General features: G+C 69.4%; 15 protein-coding genes and 1 pseudogene. 14 read left to right on the top strand and 2 right to left on the bottom strand.

Going from position 1 to position 18,386, the window contains the following annotated elements; all coding sequences use genetic code 11:
* Positions 1–15: 15 nt before the first annotated feature.
* Positions 16–747 carry a putative protein N(5)-glutamine methyltransferase gene (locus ACSHWB_RS01910; protein WP_439660357.1) on the bottom strand — a complete coding sequence of 244 codons (732 nt, stop codon included), beginning with the start codon at positions 745–747 and terminating at the stop codon, positions 16–18.
* 126 nt (positions 748–873) lie between these two features.
* Between ACSHWB_RS01910 and ACSHWB_RS01905 the strand changes: the two genes are divergently transcribed.
* The 8 genes and pseudogenes from ACSHWB_RS01905 (at position 874) to ACSHWB_RS01870 (ending at position 10,136) form a co-directional block, all read left to right on the top strand.
* A complete protein-coding gene (locus tag ACSHWB_RS01905; RefSeq protein ID WP_439664497.1) occupies positions 874–1,401 on the top strand; it encodes a TetR/AcrR family transcriptional regulator in 528 nt (175 codons plus the stop codon).
* Positions 1,398–2,132, top strand: a complete 735-nt coding sequence (locus ACSHWB_RS01900; protein WP_439660356.1) for a TIGR03084 family metal-binding protein — start codon at positions 1,398–1,400, stop codon at positions 2,130–2,132. The genes ACSHWB_RS01905 and ACSHWB_RS01900 overlap by 4 nt, the downstream gene beginning before the upstream one ends.
* Before the next feature lie 47 nt (positions 2,133–2,179).
* Positions 2,180–3,687: pseudogene (locus ACSHWB_RS01895) on the top strand (acyclic terpene utilization AtuA family protein).
* Entirely contained in the window at positions 3,684–4,796 is a 1,113-nt protein-coding gene (locus ACSHWB_RS01890) for an acyl-CoA dehydrogenase family protein (protein ID WP_439660355.1), read from the top strand. Before ACSHWB_RS01895 ends, ACSHWB_RS01890 begins: the two are co-directional and overlap by 4 nt.
* The gene (locus ACSHWB_RS01885; protein WP_439660354.1) at positions 4,796–6,346 is read left to right on the top strand and encodes an acyl-CoA carboxylase subunit beta; all 1,551 of its coding nucleotides are present in this window, start codon (positions 4,796–4,798) and stop codon (positions 6,344–6,346) included. Before ACSHWB_RS01890 ends, ACSHWB_RS01885 begins: the two co-directional genes overlap by 1 nt.
* Positions 6,347–6,350: 4 nt before the next feature.
* Positions 6,351–8,183 (top strand): biotin carboxylase N-terminal domain-containing protein, encoded by a 1,833-nt coding sequence (locus tag ACSHWB_RS01880; RefSeq protein WP_439660353.1) that lies wholly within the window; start codon positions 6,351–6,353, stop codon positions 8,181–8,183.
* The gene (locus tag ACSHWB_RS01875) at positions 8,180–9,319 is read left to right on the top strand and encodes an acyl-CoA dehydrogenase family protein (protein ID WP_439660352.1); all 1,140 of its coding nucleotides are present in this window, start codon (positions 8,180–8,182) and stop codon (positions 9,317–9,319) included. Before ACSHWB_RS01880 ends, ACSHWB_RS01875 begins: the two co-directional genes overlap by 4 nt.
* Positions 9,320–9,332: 13 nt before the next feature.
* A complete protein-coding gene (locus ACSHWB_RS01870) occupies positions 9,333–10,136 on the top strand; it encodes an alpha/beta fold hydrolase (protein WP_439660351.1) in 804 nt (267 codons plus the stop codon).
* Here ACSHWB_RS01870 and ACSHWB_RS01865 read toward each other — a convergent pair.
* Entirely contained in the window at positions 10,076–10,981 is a 906-nt protein-coding gene (locus ACSHWB_RS01865) for a helix-turn-helix domain-containing protein (protein ID WP_439660350.1), read from the bottom strand. The two genes, ACSHWB_RS01870 and ACSHWB_RS01865, sit on opposite strands and share 61 nt — an antisense overlap.
* A gap of 178 nt (positions 10,982–11,159) precedes the next feature.
* Here ACSHWB_RS01865 and ACSHWB_RS01860 point away from each other — a divergent pair, with 178 nt between their 5' ends.
* From ACSHWB_RS01860 to aspS, 6 genes are all read left to right on the top strand, one after another.
* A complete protein-coding gene (locus tag ACSHWB_RS01860; protein ID WP_439660349.1) occupies positions 11,160–12,320 on the top strand; it encodes a S8 family peptidase in 1,161 nt (386 codons plus the stop codon).
* A gap of 79 nt (positions 12,321–12,399) precedes the next feature.
* Complete coding sequence (locus ACSHWB_RS01855) at positions 12,400–13,473, top strand: S8 family peptidase (RefSeq protein ID WP_439660348.1); 1,074 nt, start codon at positions 12,400–12,402, stop codon at positions 13,471–13,473.
* Positions 13,474–13,592: 119 nt separating this feature from the next.
* Positions 13,593–14,762 carry a S8 family peptidase gene (locus ACSHWB_RS01850; RefSeq protein WP_439660347.1) on the top strand — a complete coding sequence of 390 codons (1,170 nt, stop codon included), beginning with the start codon at positions 13,593–13,595 and terminating at the stop codon, positions 14,760–14,762.
* A 62-nt stretch (positions 14,763–14,824) separates the two neighbouring features.
* Positions 14,825–15,856, top strand: coding sequence for a hypothetical protein (locus tag ACSHWB_RS01845; RefSeq protein WP_439660346.1), 1,032 nt, complete (start codon positions 14,825–14,827; stop codon positions 15,854–15,856).
* Positions 15,853–16,230, top strand: coding sequence for a hypothetical protein (locus tag ACSHWB_RS01840; RefSeq protein WP_439660345.1), 378 nt, complete (start codon positions 15,853–15,855; stop codon positions 16,228–16,230). Before ACSHWB_RS01845 ends, ACSHWB_RS01840 begins: the two co-directional genes overlap by 4 nt.
* Before the next feature lie 66 nt (positions 16,231–16,296).
* Positions 16,297–18,108, top strand: coding sequence for an aspartate--tRNA ligase (aspS, locus tag ACSHWB_RS01835; protein WP_439660344.1), 1,812 nt, complete (start codon positions 16,297–16,299; stop codon positions 18,106–18,108).
* Positions 18,109–18,386: the final 278 nt, after the last annotated feature.

Below are 18,386 nucleotides of genomic sequence, written 5' to 3'. Positions count from 1 at the left end.
TACATTGTACGGAACCTAGGCGGATCCGACCACTGCCGTGGTGTCCTCGCTGGTCACGAGCTTGGCGTCGAGTCCTGCGGCGGTGAAGGCCTGCAGCGCGGCCGGTGCCTGGCGTGCGCTGGTCTCGCTCATCAGGTGGCCACCGGGGCGGAGCCAGGTCGCCGCCTGGGCCGCCACGCGGCGCATCACCTCGAGGCCGTCGCTGCCGCCGTCGAGCGCCACCCGTGCCTCGTGGTCGCGGGCTTCGACGGGCATGAACTCGATGTCGTCGGTCGGCACGTACGGGACGTTGGCGACCACCACGTCGATGTGGCCCTTGAGGTGTGCGGGGAGGGCGTCGAACAGGTCGCCCTCGAAGACGTTCGCGAGGTTCTGGCGTGCGCACGCCACTGCCGCGGGGTCGATGTCGGCGGCGTAGATCGTGGCGTTGGGCAGCCTGTGGTGCAGGACCGCGCCCACCGCGCCGGATCCGCAGCACAGGTCGACGGCCAGGGCGGGCTTCAGTTCGGTGGCGAGGTCGACCAGGAGTTCGGTGCGGTGGCGCGGGACGAACACGCCCCTGGTGACCACGATCCGTTGCCCGCAGAACATCGCCCAGCCGACCGCGTGCTCCAGCGGTAGTCCGTCGACCCGTTGCCTGACCAGTTCTTCGAGGTGCCGGTCGTCCCTGGCGGCTTCCCGCAGCAGTGCGGCCTCTTCCTCGGCGAAGACACAGCCGGCGGCCCGCAGTCGTTCCACGATGCTCATCGCTGCCGGACGCTAGCAGCGGTATTTACAAGCAGGCTTGACTGTTTGTTTGTTCGGCGGAACACTCGGGGCGTGGAGACGAGGCAGCGCCAGGCCGACCGCAGTCGCGAGACCAAGCGGAAGCTGATGGAGGCGACCGTCGAGTGTCTGGTGGAACGCGGCTGGTCAGGCACTACGACGACCGAGGTGGCCGAACGTGCCGGGGTGTCGCGCGGCGCGCAGCTGCACCACTTCCGCACGCGCGGTGAGCTGGTCGCGGCGGCGGTGGAGCACGTGGGCGCGGAGAGCGTCGAGGTGCTCAAGCAGCGCGCGGAGATCGCCGAGAAGAGCACGCACGCCGTCGTGGAGCTGATCGCGGACTTCCACGCCAGCGACCTGTTCACCGCCGCCCTGGAGCTGTGGGTGGCCGCGCGCACCGACCCGGAGCTGCGCGAGCAGGTGCTCGAACTGCAGGCACGCCTGGGGCGCGAGGTGTACGGGCTGGCGCTGGAGCTGCTCGAGGTGGACGACACCAAGCCGGGTGTGAAGGACGCGGTGCAGGCAACCCTGGATCTCGTGCGCGGGCTGGCGCTCGCCAACCAGCTCGCCGATGACGCCAAGCGCCGGGCGCACGTGGTGCGCTACTGGGCGCGGATGCTGGAGGAACAGCTGTGATCACCGAACTGCTGGCCGATCTCGACGCCGAGTCGCGCTCGCTGGACGAGATCGTCTCGGGGGCGGACGACTGGTCGGTGCCCACACCCGCGGAAGGCTGGACGGTCGCACACCAGATCGCCCATCTCATGTGGACGGACAAGGCGTCGATCCTCGCCATCGCCGATCCCGAGGCGTTCCAGGCGCAGCCGCTGACCGCCGACATCGTGGACCGGACGGCCGCGGAGGGCGCGGTGCTGCCGGACCTGCTGGAACTGTGGCGGGACAGCAGGAAGGCGTTGCTGGAGCACCTCGCGCAGGCCTCCGGGAAGATCCTCTGGTTCGGGCCGCCGATGAGCCCGGCGTCGATGGCCACCGCGCGGATCATGGAGACCTGGGCGCACGGGCAGGACGTCGCGGACGCGCTCGGCGTCGTGCGGGAACCCACCGCGCGGATCAGGCACGTGTGCCACATCGGCGTGCGGACCATGGGGTTCGCGTTCCTGCTCAACGGGCTGGCGCCGCCGGAGGCCGAGGTGCGGGTCGAGCTGACCGGGCCGGGCGGGGAGTCGTGGACCTGGGGGCCCGAGGACGCGGAGAACCGGGTTTCCGGGCCGGCGCTGGACTTCGCGTGGCTGGTGACGCAGCGGCGCAACCGCAAGGAGCTCGCGATCGAGGCCTCCGGTCCGGTGGCGGAGGAGTGGGTGCCGATCGCGCAGGCCTTCGCGGGACCGCCCGGGGGTGGCCGGTGATCAGGATCGGCAACGCGTCCGGCTTCTACGGCGATCGCCTGTCCGCCATGCGCGAGCAGCTGGAAGGTGGTCACCTCGACGTCCTGACCGGCGACTACCTCGCCGAGCTGACCATGCTCATCCTCGGCCGCGACCGCATGAAGGACTCGTCGCTGGGCTACGCCAAGACGTTCCTGCGGCAGATGGAGGACTGTCTGGCGCTGGCGCTCGACCAGGGCGTCAAGATCGTGGTGAACGCCGGCGGGTTGAACCCCGAGGGGCTCGCGCGCAGACTCAGCGACCTCGTTCCCGAGGAGCTGGGGGCCAGGCTCGGCGTCAAGGTCGGGTGTGTCACCGGCGACGACCTCCAGGGCCGGTTCCCCGAAGCGTTGACCGCCAACGCCTACCTGGGCGCGTGGGAGATCGCGGAGTGCCTCGACCAGGGCGCGCAGGTCGTCGTCACCGGGCGGGTCACGGACGCGAGTCTCGTGGTCGGGCCCGCCGCGGCGCACTTCGGATGGGCGCGCGACGACTGGGACCGGCTCGCGGGGGCCACGGTCGCCGGGCACGTGCTGGAGTGCGGCACGCAGGCCACGGGCGGGAACTACTCGTTCTTCACCGAGATCGACGTGACCCGGCCGGGGTTCCCGATCGCGGAGATCGACGAGGACGGGTCGTGCCTGATCACCAAGCACGACGGCACGGGCGGCGCGGTCACCACGGACACCGTTACGGCGCAACTGCTCTACGAGATCGGGGCGCCGCAGTACCTGGGGCCGGACGTCACCACGCACTTCGACACGATCGAGCTCGCCGCGCACGAGCGCGGGGTCAGGATCAGCGGTGTCAAGGGCTCTCCGCCGCCGGACACGCTGAAGGTCTGCCTGAACACGTTGGGCGGGTTCAGGAACTCCACGACGTTCGTCCTCACCGGACTCGACGTCGACGCCAAGGCCGACCTCGTACGGCGGCAGCTGCACGCCGCCATCGGCGACGACGACCTGACGTGGACGCTGGCCAGGACCGACCGGGCGGACGCGGCGACCGAGGAGCAGGCGAGCGCGTTGCTGCACGTCACGATCAAGACGGCGGATCCCAAGCGGGCCAAGGGGTTCAGCAGGGCGGCGATCGAGCTGGCGCTCGCGAGTTATCCCGGGTTCCACGTGACGGCACCGCCCGGTGACGGGACGCCGTTCGGGGTCTACCGGGCGGCGTACGTGGCCCGCGACGAGGTCAGTGCCAAGGCGGTGCTGCTGTGAAGAGGCCGTTGGGAACGATCGTCGGCGCGCGCAGCGGCGACAAGGGCGGGGACGCGAACCTCGGCGTGTGGGTCCGCACCGACGAGGCCTTCGAATGGCTCAACGGGTTCCTCACCACCGAGAAGCTCAAGGAGCTGCTGCCGGAAGCCCAGAACGTCAGCAGGTACGAGCTGCCGAACCTCAAGGCGCTCAACTTCGTGCTGCACGGCCTGCTCGGCGACGGTGTGGCGAGCAGCACCCGGTTCGACCCGCAGGCCAAGGCACTGGGCGAGTGGCTGCGCGGCAGGGTTGTCGAGATCCCCGAGGAGCTCCTGTGATCACGAAGGATCTGTACGAGCGCAAGGAGCTCAGGCAGCTCGTCCGCGACTTCACCCGCAAGGAGATCGCGCCGCACCTCGGTCAGTGGGAACGCGACGGCGAGGTTCCGCGTGAGCTGCACAAGAAGGCGGCGGAACTGGACCTGCTCGGCATCGGGTTCGAGCACGGCGACCTGCTCGACTCGGTCGCGCTGACCGAGGAGATCATCCAGAACGGCGGGTCGTCCGGCGTGATGGCGGCGCTGTTCACGCTCGGCATCGCGATCCCGCACATCTGGCAGAGCGGGAACGACGACCTGATCGAGAGGTTCGCGAAGCCCGCGATCCGCGGCGAGAAGATCGGCAGCCTGGCCGTCACCGAGCCCGGCGCAGGCTCCGACGTCGCCGCCATCAGGACCAAGGCGGTCAGGGACGGCGACCACTACGTCGTCACCGGCGAGAAGACCTTCATCACCTCGGGCTGCCGGGCCGACTTCGTCACGACCGCGGTGCGCACCGGTGGCGAGGGTTACCAGGGCATCTCGCTGCTCGTCATCGAGGACGGGTTCACGCGGCGCAAGCTCGACAAGATGGGCTGGCACTGCAGCGACACCGCCGAACTGCACTTCGACGGCGTGCGCGTGCCGGTGAAGAACCTGGTGGGCGAGGAGAACCAGGGCTTCGCGCAGATCATGCGGCAGTTCCAGGTCGAGCGCGTGACGATGGCGGTCGAGGCTTATGCGACGGCACAACGGGCTTTGGACCTGACCGTCGAGTGGGTGCGCAACCGCGAGACGTTCGGCAAGCCGCTGATCAAGAACCAGGTGGTGCGGCACAAGCTCGCGCACATGGCGCAGAAGATCGACCTGGCCCGGACGTACACGCGCGAGGTCGCGGCACGGATCGACCGCGGCGACGACTGCGTCACGGAGGTCTGCTTCGCGAAGAACGCCGCCGTGGACGCCTGCTCCGAGGTGGTCGACGAGGCGGTGCAGCTGCACGGCGGCATGGGCTACATGCGGGAGTCCGAAGTGGAGCGTCATTACCGGGACGCCCGCATCCTCGGCATCGGGGGCGGGGCGAGTGAAGTGATGACCGAGCTCGCGGCACGACGATTGGGGTTCGCCTGATGGGCAACAGGGAGGCGCTGCTCGCGAAGATCGCGGGACTGGACGCCGAACACGCGAAAGCGCTCGCGGGAGGTGGGCCGAAGTACGTCGAACGGCACCACAAGCGCGGCAAGCTCCTCGCCCGCGAACGGGTCGAGCTGCTCATCGACGAGGACAGCCCGTTCCTGGAGCTGTCCCCGCTCGCCGCGTGGGGCACCGACTTCCCGGTCGGGGCCAGCGTGGTCACCGGCATCGGCCGCATCGAAGGCGTCGAGTGCGTGATCGTCGCGAACGACCCGACCGTGCGCGGTGGTTCGTCGAACCCGTACACGCTGCGCAAGTCGTTGCGGGCCAACGACATCGCGCTGCAGAACCGGCTTCCGCTGGTCAGCCTGGTCGAGTCGGGTGGCGCTGATCTGCCGACGCAGAGCGAGATCTTCATCCCCGGCGGCCGGGCGTTCCGCGACCTCACGCGGTTGTCGGCAGCGGGCATCCCGACGATCACGGCCGTGTTCGGCAACGCGACGGCCGGCGGCGCGTACGTGCCGGGCATGTCCGACTACGTGATCATGATCAAGGACCGCTCCAAGGTGTTCCTGGGCGGCCCACCACTGGTCAAGATGGCGACCGGCGAGGACTCCGACGACGAGTCACTGGGCGGCGCGACCATGCACGGCGCCACGTCCGGGCTCGCGGACTTCGTGGCAGAGGACGAGACCGACGCGATCAGGCTCGCCCGCCGGGTCGTCGCGCGGCTGAACTGGCGCAAGCTCGGACCGGCGCCGGCCGCTGTCGAGGAGCCGGTGTTCGACGCCGAGAGCATCCTGGACGTCGTCTCCGAGGACCAGCGCGTGCCGTTCGACCCGCGGGACGTCATCGCGCGGCTCGTCGACGGGTCGCACTTCGACGAGTTCAAACCGTTGTACGGCAACAGCCTCGTCACCGGCTGGGCCCGCATCCACGGCTACCCGGTCGGCATCCTCGCCAACGCGCGCGGCGTGCTGTTCAGCGAGGAGTCGCAGAAGGCGACGCAGTTCATCCAGCTCGCCAACCAGAGCGACACGCCCCTGGTCTTCCTGCAGAACACCACCGGCTACATGGTCGGAGCCCAGTACGAACAGGGCGGCATCGTCAAGCACGGCTCGATGATGATCAACGCCGTCTCCAACAGCCGGGTCCCGCACCTGACGATCACGATGGGTGCCTCGTACGGCGCCGGCAACTACGGCATGTGCGGCAGGGCGTACGACCCCCGCTTCCTGTTCACCTGGCCCAACGCCAAGTCGGCCGTGATGGGTCCCGCGCAGCTCGCGGGTGTGCTGTCGATCGTCGGACGGCAGGCGGCCATGGCGAAGGGGCAGGAGTACAACGAGGAGCACGACGCCGCCATGCGCAAGATGGTGGAGGCGCAGATCGAGGAGCAGTCGCTCGCGCCGTTCCTGTCCGGGAAGCTCTACGACGACGGCGTGATCGACCCGCGCGACACCAGGACCGTGCTCGCCCTCTGCCTCTCCGCTGTCCACAGCGGACCGATCAAGGGCGCCGACGGCTTCGGCGTCTTCCGGATGTGACCCCGTGATCAAAACTCTGCTGATCGCCAACCGCGGCGAGATCGCCCGCCGGATCATCCGCACCTGTCAGGACAACGGGATCCGCACGGTCGCGGTCTTCTCCGACCCGGATGCCGGCGCGCCACACGTCCGCGAGGCCGACTTCGCGGTGCGGTTGCCCGGTGCATCGCCGACCGAGACCTACCTGCGTGCCGATCTCCTCGTCGAGGCTGCGGTCAAGGCGGGTGCGGACGCCGTCCACCCCGGTTACGGGTTCCTCAGTGAGAACGCCGACTTCGCGCGCAAGGTCCAGGCGGCGGGACTGACCTGGGTCGGCCCGGAACCGGACTCCATCGAGTCGATGGGCTCCAAGGTCGCCGCGAAGAAGCGGATGACCGCCGCGGGTGTGCCGACGTTGCCGGAACTGGATCCGGAGACCGTCACCGAATTTCCGGTGCTCATCAAGGCGTCCGCCGGCGGTGGTGGCCGCGGCATGCGGATCGTGCGCGAGAAGGCCGAGTTCGTGGACGCCTTGGCGAGCGCACGGCGCGAGGCCGAGTCGGCGTTCGGCGACCCCACGGTGTTCTGCGAGCCGTTGCTGGAGCACGCGCGGCACGTCGAGGTGCAGATCCTCGCCGACACGCACGGCACGGTCTGGGCGCTCGGCGAACGCGAGTGCTCGATCCAGCGCCGGCACCAGAAGATCGTCGAGGAGTCGCCCAGCCCGGCGGTGACCGACGACGTCCGCAAGCGCTTGTTCGCGGCGGCCACGGCGGCGGCCGAGTCGATCGGGTACGTCGGCGCGGGCACCGTCGAGTTCATGCTGAAGGGCGAGGACTTCCACTTCCTGGAGGTCAACACGCGCCTGCAGGTCGAGCACCCGGTCACCGAGCTGGTCCACGGCGTGGACCTGGTCGAGTGGCAGCTGCGGATCGCCGAGGGCGCTCGGCTTCCGGTGGAGGTGCCGCAACCGCGCGGGCACGCCATCGAGGTCCGGCTCTACGCCGAGGACCCGGCGAACGACTGGCGCCCGGCGAGCGGCACGCTGCACCGGTTCCACGTGCCCGGTGACGTCCGGCTCGACAGCGGTGTCGAGGACGGGTCCGTGGTCTCGGTGCACTACGACCCCATGCTGGCCAAGGTGATCGCGTACGCGCCCACACGCCGTGCCGCCGCTCGCAAGCTCGCGACGGCGTTGGAGAGCGCCCAGATCCACGGTCTCGTCACGAACCGCGCGCTGCTCGTGGACATCCTCGGACACGACGCTTTCCTCAGCGGCGACACGCACACCGGGTTCCTGAGCGAGCACGACCTCACCCGGACCGTTGACCCGCAACCGTTTGCGCTCGCTGCGGCTCTCGCTTCCGCCGCCTCGCGCAAGATTCCGCACCTGCCGCTCGGCTGGCGCAACGTGCGTTCGCAGCAGCCGAAGGCGAAGTTCCTGTTCGGCGAGGAGCTCGTGGAGGTCGAGTACGACCCCGTGCAGGCCACTCCCGGCGTGGTCGCGCTGGACCTGGACGGCGTGCGCGTTCCGTTCCACGTGGCCAGGTACGGCGATCTGGTCGAGGTCGACTCGCCGCGCGGGTCGGTGTCGCTGAAGGTCGTGCCGCGCTTCCCGGAACCGGAGACCAAGCTCGCGCCGGGCGCCACCATCGCCCCGATGCCCGGCACGGTCGTGCGGGTCTCGGTGAAGCAGGGCGATCACGTCGAAGCCGGTGCCGAACTCCTGGTGCTGGAGGCCATGAAGATGGAACACCGCGTGCTCGCGAACAACGCGGGCACCGTCACCGAACTCCTTGTCGAGCAAGCACAGCAGGTCAACGCCGGAGATGTCCTGGCCGTAGTGGAGGAATCGTGAGCTTCGTCGAGTCCGAAGAGCGGATCGCACTGCGCAAGGCCGTCTCCGAGTTCGGTGCCAAGTACGGGCACGACTACTTCATCGCCAAGGCCAGGGCGGGGGAGAAGACCACCGAGCTGTGGGAGGAGGCCGGCAAGCTCGGCTACCTCGGGGTGGCCGTGCCCGAGGAGTACGGCGGCGGTGGCGGCGGCATCGGCGACCTCGCGGCGGTCTGCGAGGAGCTGGCGGCGGCGGGATGCCCGTTGCTGCTCATGGTCGTCTCACCGGCGATCTGCGCCACGGTGATCGCCCGGTTCGGCACGGACGAGCAGAAGTCCAAGTGGCTGCCCGGTTTCGCGGACGGCACGCTGAAGATGGCGTTCGCGATCACCGAGCCGGACGCGGGTTCGAACTCGCACCAGCTCAAGACGAACGTCCGCCGCGACGGGGACGACTGGATCCTCAAGGGCACCAAGACCTACATCTCCGGCATCGACGAGGTCGATGCCGTGCTCGTGGTCGCGATCCAGGCGACCGGGCCGGTGCTCGTGGTCGTGCCGACGAACTCCGAGGGCTTCACCCACCACCAGATCGAGATGGACCTGGTGGCGCCGGAGAAGCAGTTCACGCTGTTCTTCGACGACGTCAGGCTGCCGTCCGACGCCGTGGTGGGTTCGCCGGACCAGGGCCTGCTGCAGGTCTTCGCCGGCCTCAACCCCGAACGGATCATGGGCGCGAGCATGGCGACGGGCTCTGCCCGTCTCGCGATCAGCAAGGCCGTCGCGTACGCCCAGCAACGTCAGGTCTGGGACCGCCCGATCGGCGCGCACCAGGGCCTCTCGCACCCGCTGGCGAAGATCCACGTCGAGATCGAACTGGCCCGGCTGATGACGCAGAAGGCGGCCGCGCTCTACGACTCCGGCCGCGACAAGGAGTCAGGCGAGGCCGCGAACATGGCCAAGTACGCGGCGGGCGAGGCCATCGCGGCCGCCGTCGACCAGGCCATCCAGACCCACGGCGGCAACGGGCTGAGCTCCGAGTACGGGCTGGCGTCGATGCTGGGCATGTCCCGCCTGTCGCGGATCGCGCCGGTCTCGCGGGAGATGGTCCTCAACTTCGTCGCGCAGAACTCGCTGAAGTTGCCCCGCTCGTACTGACACACTGCGGGCCATGGGGACTTTCAGCACTTCAGACGGTGTCGGCCTCGTCTACCACGGCGAGGCCGACGACCCGTTGATCTGCCTGCCTGGTGGGCCGATGCAGGCGTCGTCGTACCTGGGCGGACTGCCGCTGGACGACGTGATCCGGCTGGACCTGCGCGGCACCGGCGACTCGGAGAAGGCCGACCAGTACCGCGTCGACCACCAGGTCGGCGACGTGGAGGCGCTGCGGCAGCACCTCGGGCTCGACAAGATCAGGCTGTTCGGCCACTCCGCGGGCGGCACGCTCGCGATCCTGTACGCCACGCGTTTTCCGCAGCACGTCAAGAAACTCCTGCTCGTCGCTCCCAGTCCGCGCGTGGTCGGCATCGACGTGACCGACGACGACCGCAGGGCCGTCGCCGAACTGCGCTCGGCCGAACCCTGGTACGCCGAGGCGATCAAGGGCTTCGAGGAGATCTGGGCGGGCAACTTCACGCCCGAGGCGTTCGCGAAGATCGCCCCGTTCCACTACGGCCGCTGGAACGACGCCGCGAGGGCACTGGAAGACCACCCGTCCAACGACGAGGCCGCGCGCGAGTACTACGCCGAGGGCGCCTTCGACCCCGAGCAGGTGCGCGCCGGCCTCGAGAAGCTCGACGTGCCAACGCTTTTCGTCGCCGGCGGGTACGACGTCGGACTCCCGCCGAACCGTGCGCGCGAGTACGCGGACCTGTTCCCGGCCGCCGAGTTCGTGCTGCAGCCCGGCGCCGGTCACTTCCCCTGGGTGGACGACCCGGAGGCGTTCGCGGCCGCGGTCCAGCGCATGCCGTAGAGACCGGGGCCGAAGTCGAGCGCGGCGGCGTGCGCGTAGCCCCCTTCGTCCACGGGGGCGGGGCGGGCGCCGCCGAACATTTCCGCACCGGCAGGGCCGGACGAGAATTGCTCGCACGAGACGGGCGGGGACTCCGGCGGGAATTTGATCTCCAGCACGTAGTCGTGCACGCGTTCGCCGAACCGCCGGAAATGCGTGTGCTCGACGGTCGGATGTGGATAGATCAATTCGTACTCGATCGCGATCGACTCACCGGTGGAGATCGGTTCGTCGAAGAGGATCTCCGCGACGAGGACGCCGTTCGTGCGTTCCCTGGCGATCCGGCCGACCCGGCAGGAACGGACGGCGGTGAGCGCGGGCTGCGCGGAACCCGTTTCCTGACAAAGGATCCAGCGGTCCACATTGGCGGAGTTCGCCCGCATGACCTGCCGTGACCGGACACCGCGCACACCGCCGCAGGACGCGACCTCGACCCGGTCGTGCTGGGCGGTCAGCACCAGCCCCGACCCGTCCCACGGCGCCCGCGCCGACTGCTCCCGCCTGCGTGAACGGCCCCGCGGCCGCGGCGGGCCCAGCAGGCGGCTCAGTGCGCTCGCGGGTAGTCCGAGCACGTCCTCCAGGTGGGCGAGCGCCATCAGCGACTCCGGCCGCTCGGGTCTGCGCCGGCCGGACTGCCAGTAGCTCAGCGCCGTCACGCTGATCGGGGCGCCCCGCGTCTTCAGGCGGTGCTGCAACCGTTCCAGGCTGAGCCCTCGCACCTGGATCGCGACCCGCAGCGCGTCCGCGAACGGACCCGTCACGAGAAGGTCGGCGAGCTCCTCGCGCGGTGGGTAAATCGTGAGCATCACTCCTCCGTTTCACGGAGTCAAGATCGGAAGGCTATCGGCAGCAAAGGGAACGCGGTACAGCCGATCGGCGGTTTTGTCCTGGTTCGAAACTCGGCAGGTTCAGATCTCGGGACTATTACGCCGCCTATAGCCCCGTTTGGTTCTTGAGCATCCCTGCGACGAACAGGACTGCACAATGCGCAAGACTGCAACTCTGCTGGGCTCGGCGGTCATGATCGCCGCCTTCGCGGCTCCCGCCACCGCCGCGGTGGGCGAGATCCGCGTCTCGCCCGGTGAGAACATCGCCGGAAGCTTCATCGTGAAGCTGAAGGACGGCGGGGTCACCGCGAGCGCGCAGACCCTCGGTTCCCGGTTCGGCGGCCAGGTCGGGTACGTCTACGACGCCGTCTTCCAGGGCTTCTCGGTCAAGATGAGCGACGCGCAGGCGCGCAGACTCGCGGCTGACCCCTCGGTCGAGTACGTCGAACGCGACCAGGTCGTCAGCATCCAGGCCACGCAGGTCAACCCGCCGTCGTGGGGCCTCGACCGGATCGACCAGCGCAACCTGCCGCTCGACCAGCGCTACACCTACAACAGCACCGGCTCCGGCGTGAACGCCTACATCATCGACACCGGCGTCCGCATCACGCACCGCGACTTCGGCGGCCGCGCCCGCAACGGCTACGACTTCGTGGACAACGACTCCGTCGCGCAGGACGGCAACGGCCACGGCACGCACGTCGCCGGCACGGTCGCGGGCACGGTGCACGGTGTCGCGAAGCAGGCGAACATCATCGGCGTGCGCGTGCTGAACAACTCGGGATCGGGCACGATCGCCGGTGTCGTAGCCGGCGTGAACTGGGTGGCGTCGAACCACGTCAAGCCCGCGGTCGCCAACATGTCGCTCGGCGGCGGCGCCAACACCTCGCTCGACAACGCCGTGTCCGGCGCGATCACGCGTGGCGTGACGTTCGCCGTCGCGGCGGGCAACTCCAACACGAACGCGGCGAACACCTCGCCCGCGCGAGTGGCCGCGGCGCTGACGGTCGGCTCCACCGAGCGCACCGACGCCCGTTCCTCTTTCTCCAACTACGGTCCCGTGGTGGACGTCTTCGCGCCCGGTGGCGGCATCACGTCCACGTGGAACACCAGTGACACGGCCACGAACACCATCTCCGGCACCTCGATGGCGTCGCCTCACGTCGCCGGCGTGGTGGCCCGCTACCTGCAGGGCAACGCGAACGTGACGCCCGCCCAGGTGGCGACCGCGATCACCTCCAACGCCACCAACGGCAAGGTGACCAACCCCGGCGCGAACACGACCACGAGGCTTCTGTACTGGGCCCCGACCAGCTGATCGCAGCCCTGAGAGATGTGCGGCCCCGGTTCCCTGCGAGCCGGGGCCGTTCTCCCTGCAAATGAAAGGAAGTCTGCCCGTGAGAGCCCTGCTGGCAGTCGCCGCCCTCGCGGCAACGGTCGTGGTCGCCCCGGCGTCCGCTGCCACGTCGTCGTACATCGTCGTGCTGAAGGACGGCGCCGTGTCGACCTTCAGCGGTGCCGTCGAGCACCGCTACACCTCTGTGCTGAACGGGTTCAGCGCCCGGCTGACGCCGGCGCAGCTCCGTGCGCTCAAGGCCGACCCGAACGTGTCCTCTGTGGAGCGTGACGGGATCGTGCACGCCAACAGCGTCCAGCTCAACCCGCCCTGGGGGCTGGACCGGATCGACCAGCGCGCGTTACCGCTCGACCAGCGCTACGAGTACACGACCACCGGCCGTGGCGTGAACATCTACGTGATCGACACCGGTCTTCGCGTGACGCACGCGGAGTTCGGCGGGCGTGCGCGCAACGGCTGGGACACCGTCGACAACGACGCGATCGCCCAGGACGACAACGGCCACGGCACTCATGTCGCGGGCATCGCGGCGGGCAAGACGTACGGCGTCGCGAAGCAGGCGACGGTGTGGGGCGTGCGGGTGCTCAACGGGTCCGGTTCCGGCACGATCTCCGGTGTCATCGCGGGGGTCGACTGGGTGACGAACAACGCCGTGAAGCCCGCGGTGGCCAACATGTCGTTGGGCGGCAGCGCTTCCGCGGCGCTGGACGCGGCGGTGAAGAAGTCGATCGACTCGGGCGTCTCGTACACGGTCGCGGCCGGCGGCAGCAACACCGACCCGGGGAACTCGTCGCCGCAACGGGTCTCGCAGGCGATCTGCGTGGGTGCGTTGACGCAGAACGACACCAAGTCCTCGTCGTCGAACTACGGGCCCCTGGTGGACATCTGGGCGGCCGGCGTGAGCATTCCCTCTGCCTGGAACACCTCCGACACCGCGACCAACGTGCTGAGCGGTTCGTCCATGGCCGCACCGCACGCGGCCGGTGTCGCGGCACGGTTCCTGGAACGCAACCGCGCTGCCACGCCCGCGCAGGTCGAGCGCGCGCTGGTTACCACGGGCACCCCCGGCACGCCACCCGTCACTCGTATCCTTTACTGGCCGCCATCCCTGTGAAAGGTGAATTGTCCGGCAATGCAGGACCGTCTTAAATCTTAAGACACCCTTGGCAGGAACCGGATCTCTCCATAACGTCGAAAGCGCTTCGTTCCCCTGCAAAGAACGGAATGCGAATCATGACGCGAAAGATCCGGTTCCTGGCCGGCGCCGGCGTGGCCTCCCTCGCCATGTCGGTTCTGATGGTTCCCAACGCCTCTGCCGCGGAAGGCGAGGTGCTGTCGCTCAACGCACCGGAGAAGATCGCCGGCAGCTTCATCGTGAAGCTGAAGGAGGGCAAGGCGAACGGGCACGCCCTCGCTTCGCGTTTCGGCGGCACCGTCGAGCGCGAGTACAAGACCTTCGGCGGCTTCAACGTGAAGCTGACCGAGAAGCAGGCCAAGCGCCTGGCCGCCGACCCGTCGGTGGACTTCGTGGAGGCCGACCAGGTCGTCCACACCCAGGCCACGCAGACGAACCCGCCGTCCTGGGGTCTCGACCGCATCGACCAGCGCAACCTGCCGCTCAACAGCTCCTACAGCTACACCTCCACCGGCGCCGGCGTGACGGCGTACGTCATCGACACCGGTGTCCGCATCAGCCACTCGACGTTCGGGGGCCGCGCCTCGAACGGCCGCGACTTCGTGGACAACGACAACGTCGCGCAGGACGGCAACGGCCACGGCACGCACGTCGCCGGCACCATCGCGGGCTCGCAGTACGGCGTCGCGAAGGCCGCGAAGATCGTCGCCGTCCGCGTGCTCGACAACAACGGCTCCGGCACCCTCGCGGGCGTCGCGGCCGGCATCGACTGGGTGGGCGCCAACGCCGTCAAGCCGGCCGTCGCCAACCTGTCGCTGGGTGGTGGCGCCAACGCCACGCTCGACACGGCCGTGCGCAACGCCATCGCCAAGGGCGTCACGTTCGCCGTGGCGGCGGGCAACTCCAACGCCAACGCCAGCACGTTCTCCCCGGCCCGTGTGACCGAGGCGATCACCGTGGGCGCCACCGAGCGCACCGACGCCCGCGCGTCGTACTCGAACTTCGGCGCGGTGCTCGACATCTTCGCGCCGGGCTCGGCCATCACGTCGGCGTGGAACACGTCCGACAGCGCCACCAACTCCATCTCCGGTACGTCGATGGCCACCCCGCACGTCGCGGGTGCGGCCGCTCGCTACCTCTCGACGAACGCGTCGGCCACGCCGGCCCAGGTCGCCTCGTACCTGATCGCGCAGTCGACGCCGTCGAAGGTGACGAACCCGGGCTCCGGTTCGCCGAACCGCCTGCTGTACCTCGCGCCGACCGCGTGAGCTGAGCACTGAGTGAAAGGCCGCGACCGTCCTGGTCGCGGCCTTTTCCTATTGTTGGGTCCATGGTGGAGGGTCTGAAGGGCATCGACTGGTACCGGTTGCGCAGTCACGACGGGTACGCCGACGACCTTCCCAGGTTGCTGAGGCAGGCCAGGACCTCCGTCGAGCCGCACGAGGAGCTGGTGCGGCACCTGACCGGGGAGGAGTCCGAGGTCAGCGAGGCGACGGCGGCGGCGTGGCCGTTCCTGCTCGACCTGGTCGCGCACGACAGCACGCCCAGCCGCGAGTGGCTGCTGGAGAACCTGTGCGGCGCGATCGCGGTCGCCGGGGGCAGCGGCTCCAACGGGGTGCACCCGAGCTGGCCGGCCGCGTGGGAGGCCTCGAAACCGGCGTTGCTGGCTCTGCTCGACCACAGTTCGGCGGCGGTGCGGCGGGGCGTGTTGTTCATGCTGGGGAAAGGGCGCGGGGACAGCGCGCTCGTGCTGCCAGCCCTGTCCCGGCGGTGGGAGGAGGAGCTCGATCCGGCCACGCGGCTGTGCCTGGTGATCGTCGCCACGGAGTTCGCCGGGCGCGGCGACGAGGCGGCGGTGGAGTGGTTGCGGGACCTGACGGTCTCCGGTGACGAACCGCTGGCGCGGCTGCTCGTGTCGGCGGCGACCAGGCCGGACGCCGACGTGATCCTGCGCGGGCTGACAGGGGACCTGGAGCTGTTCCTCGCGACCGGGTCGTTCGAGATGGGCTACGACGAGGTGCTGGAGCACGTGCTCTGGCTGGTGGGGCCCAAGGACTTCGACGGCATCGACCTCGTGCTGGCTCTGGTGGACGTGCTGCCGTGGCGGACGGAAGCGCTCGACTACCTGCGCCGGCTGTTCGAACGCGACACCACCGACGTGGGCCTGGTCGTGCCCTTCGTGCCGGTGTGGATCGCCGATCCGGACGTGCGGCTCCGCGCCTTCGCGGTGTGGCTGACCGGCGTCGCGCAGGCTCGCGAGTACCGGGACCTCGTCGCCGAGAGGGTGCACGACCACGGTGTGACGTCGCTGGGGCAGAAGGTCTCGACGCTGGCCACGTCGGTGCTGCTGGAGCTCGGATGACGCTGGAGGGGCTGGACGACGTCGCGTGGCACTCGATCGACCACGCGTACGGGCCCGCGCTGGACACGCCCGGTCACGTGCGGGCGCTGCTGTCCTCGGATCCCGAGGTGGTCGAGAGGGCCATCACCGACCTGGACCGGACGGTGCACGAGGAGGGCGGGTTCGTGTGCGGTGCCGCCACGGCGGTGCTGCCGTTCCTCGTCGAGGTGCTGCCGTCGCTCGCGCCGGCGCCGCGGGCGCGGCTGCTCGACCTGCTCCACCGGATCGCGGAGTGGGGCGACGCCGAGCAGGTCGACCCCGGCTGGCACGCGGCGTGGGCGAAGGCGAAGCCGCTGCTGGAGAGATCATCTCCGGAGCGGGAAAGCCCTGCCTGAAAATCTGTCGGTGCCTCCGGCTAGCCTTGACGGCAAAGCTGACTTCGTCTACAAGGAGCCACCACCGTGTTGCGCACGCACGAGGCCGGATCACTCCGGGCCGAGCACGCCGGGCAGTCCGTCACCCTCACCGGGTGGGTCGCTCGCCGGCGGGATCACGGCGGTGTCATCTTCATCGACCTCCGCGACGCGAGCGGCGTCGCCCAGGTCGTCTTCCGCGAGGGCGAGATGGCGGAGCGCGCGCACCGGCTGCGCAGCGAGTACGTCGTCAAGGTCACCGGTGAGGTCAGCAAGCGTCCCGAGGGCAGCGAGAACCCCGAGCTCCCCACCGGCGCCATCGAGGTCTACGTGAGCGACCTCGAGGTCCTCAACGAGGCCGCGCCGCTGCCGTTCCAGGTCGAGAGCGACGTGGAGCCCGGCGAGGAGGCCCGTCTCAAGCACCGCTACCTCGACCTGCGCCGGTCCGCCCCGGCCAAGGCCATCCGGCTGCGCAGCGAGGTCAGCCGCATCGCCCGCGAGGTGCTGCACGGCGAGCAGTTCGTCGAGATCGAGACGCCGACGCTGACCCGGTCCACCCCTGAGGGCGCGCGTGACTTCCTGGTGCCGGCGCGGCTGCGTCCGGGTTCCTGGTACGCGCTGCCGCAGTCGCCGCAGCTGTTCAAGCAGCTGCTGATGGTCGGCGGCATGGAGCGGTACTACCAGATCGCCCGCTGCTACCGCGACGAGGACTTCCGCGCCGACCGCCAGCCGGAGTTCACCCAGCTCGACGTCGAGATGAGCTTCGTCGAGCAGGACGACGTCATCGCGCTCACCGAGAAGCTGCTGGCCGCGATCTGGAAGGAGACCAAGGGCGTCGAGCTGCCGCTGCCGTTCCGCCGGGTCTCCTACGCCGACGCGATGGCGAAGTACGGCTCGGACAAGCCGGACCTGCGCTTCGAGCTGGAGCTCACCGAGCTGACCGAGTACTTCAAGGACACGACGTTCCGCGTGTTCCAGGCGCCGTACGTCGGTGCCGTGGTCATGCCGGGTGGTGCCTCGCAGCCGCGGCGCACGCTCGACGCGTGGCAGGAGTTCGCCAAGCAGCGCGGCCACAAGGGTCTCGCGTACGTGCTGGTCCAGGAGGACGGCACGCTGGGCGGCCCGGTCGCGAAGAACCTCACCGACACCGAGCGCGAGGGTCTCGCGAAGGCCGTCGGCGCCAACGCGGGCGACTGCATCTTCTTCGGCGCGGGCGAGGCCCGTGACGCGCGGGCCCTGCTGGGTGCCGCTCGTGTGGAGATCGCGCACCGCGTCGGCCTGATCGACGAGAACGCCTGGGCGTTCGCGTGGGTCGTCGACTTCCCGATGTTCGAGTCGGTCGACAAGCTCGAGGCCGGCGACGTCGCGGTCGGCGGCGGCAACTGGACGGCGCTGCACCACGCGTTCACCTCGCCGACCCCGGAGTGGATCGACAACTTCGAGACCGACCCTGGCAACGCGCTGGCCTACGCCTACGACGTGATCCTCAACGGCAACGAGCTCGGCGGTGGCTCGATCCGTATCCACCGCGCGGACGTGCAGCAGCGCGCGTTCAACGTCATGGGCATCGGTGCCGAGGAGGCGCAGGAGAAGTTCGGCTTCCTGCTCGACGCGTTCAAGTACGGCGCCCCGCCCCACGGCGGCATCGCGCTCGGCTGGGACCGCCTCTGCATGCTGCTCGCGGGCGCAGACTCGATCCGCGAGGTCATCGCGTTCCCGAAGTCGGGTGGCGGCTACGACCCGCTGACGGCCGCTCCGGCGCCCATCACGGCGCAGCAGCGCAAGGAGGCCGGTGTGGACGCGAAGCCCCAGGAGAAGGCCGCCGAGAAGGCCTCCGAGAAGGCCGAGCCGAAGGCTTAACGATCTTTTCGCGCACGGAGGCAACCCACCAGGTGCCTCCGTGCGTCCCAGAACATGAGACCCGTTCGCCCGATCGAGCAGCTACTTGATCGGTATTGACGTCCTGGCGCCGATCGTTCGGGTTGATCGGCACGTAGTGGGCAACGGAAGGTGTTTCCACACGTCCACACGTCGGAGGGGGATCCGGAAACAGCGCGAGCCGTTATCAACGAGTAGTGGTGGTCGAAGCCTGGCCGGATTAGCGTCGGTCCGGCTCACGGACTTGGGGAGTAGGGTCG

Source organism: Lentzea sp. HUAS TT2 (genome assembly GCF_051853195.1).
Taxonomy (GTDB): Bacteria; Actinomycetota; Actinomycetes; order Mycobacteriales; family Pseudonocardiaceae; genus Lentzea.
Note: the sequence above shows the minus strand (reverse complement) of the source record. Positions and strands in the feature narration are given on the sequence as shown.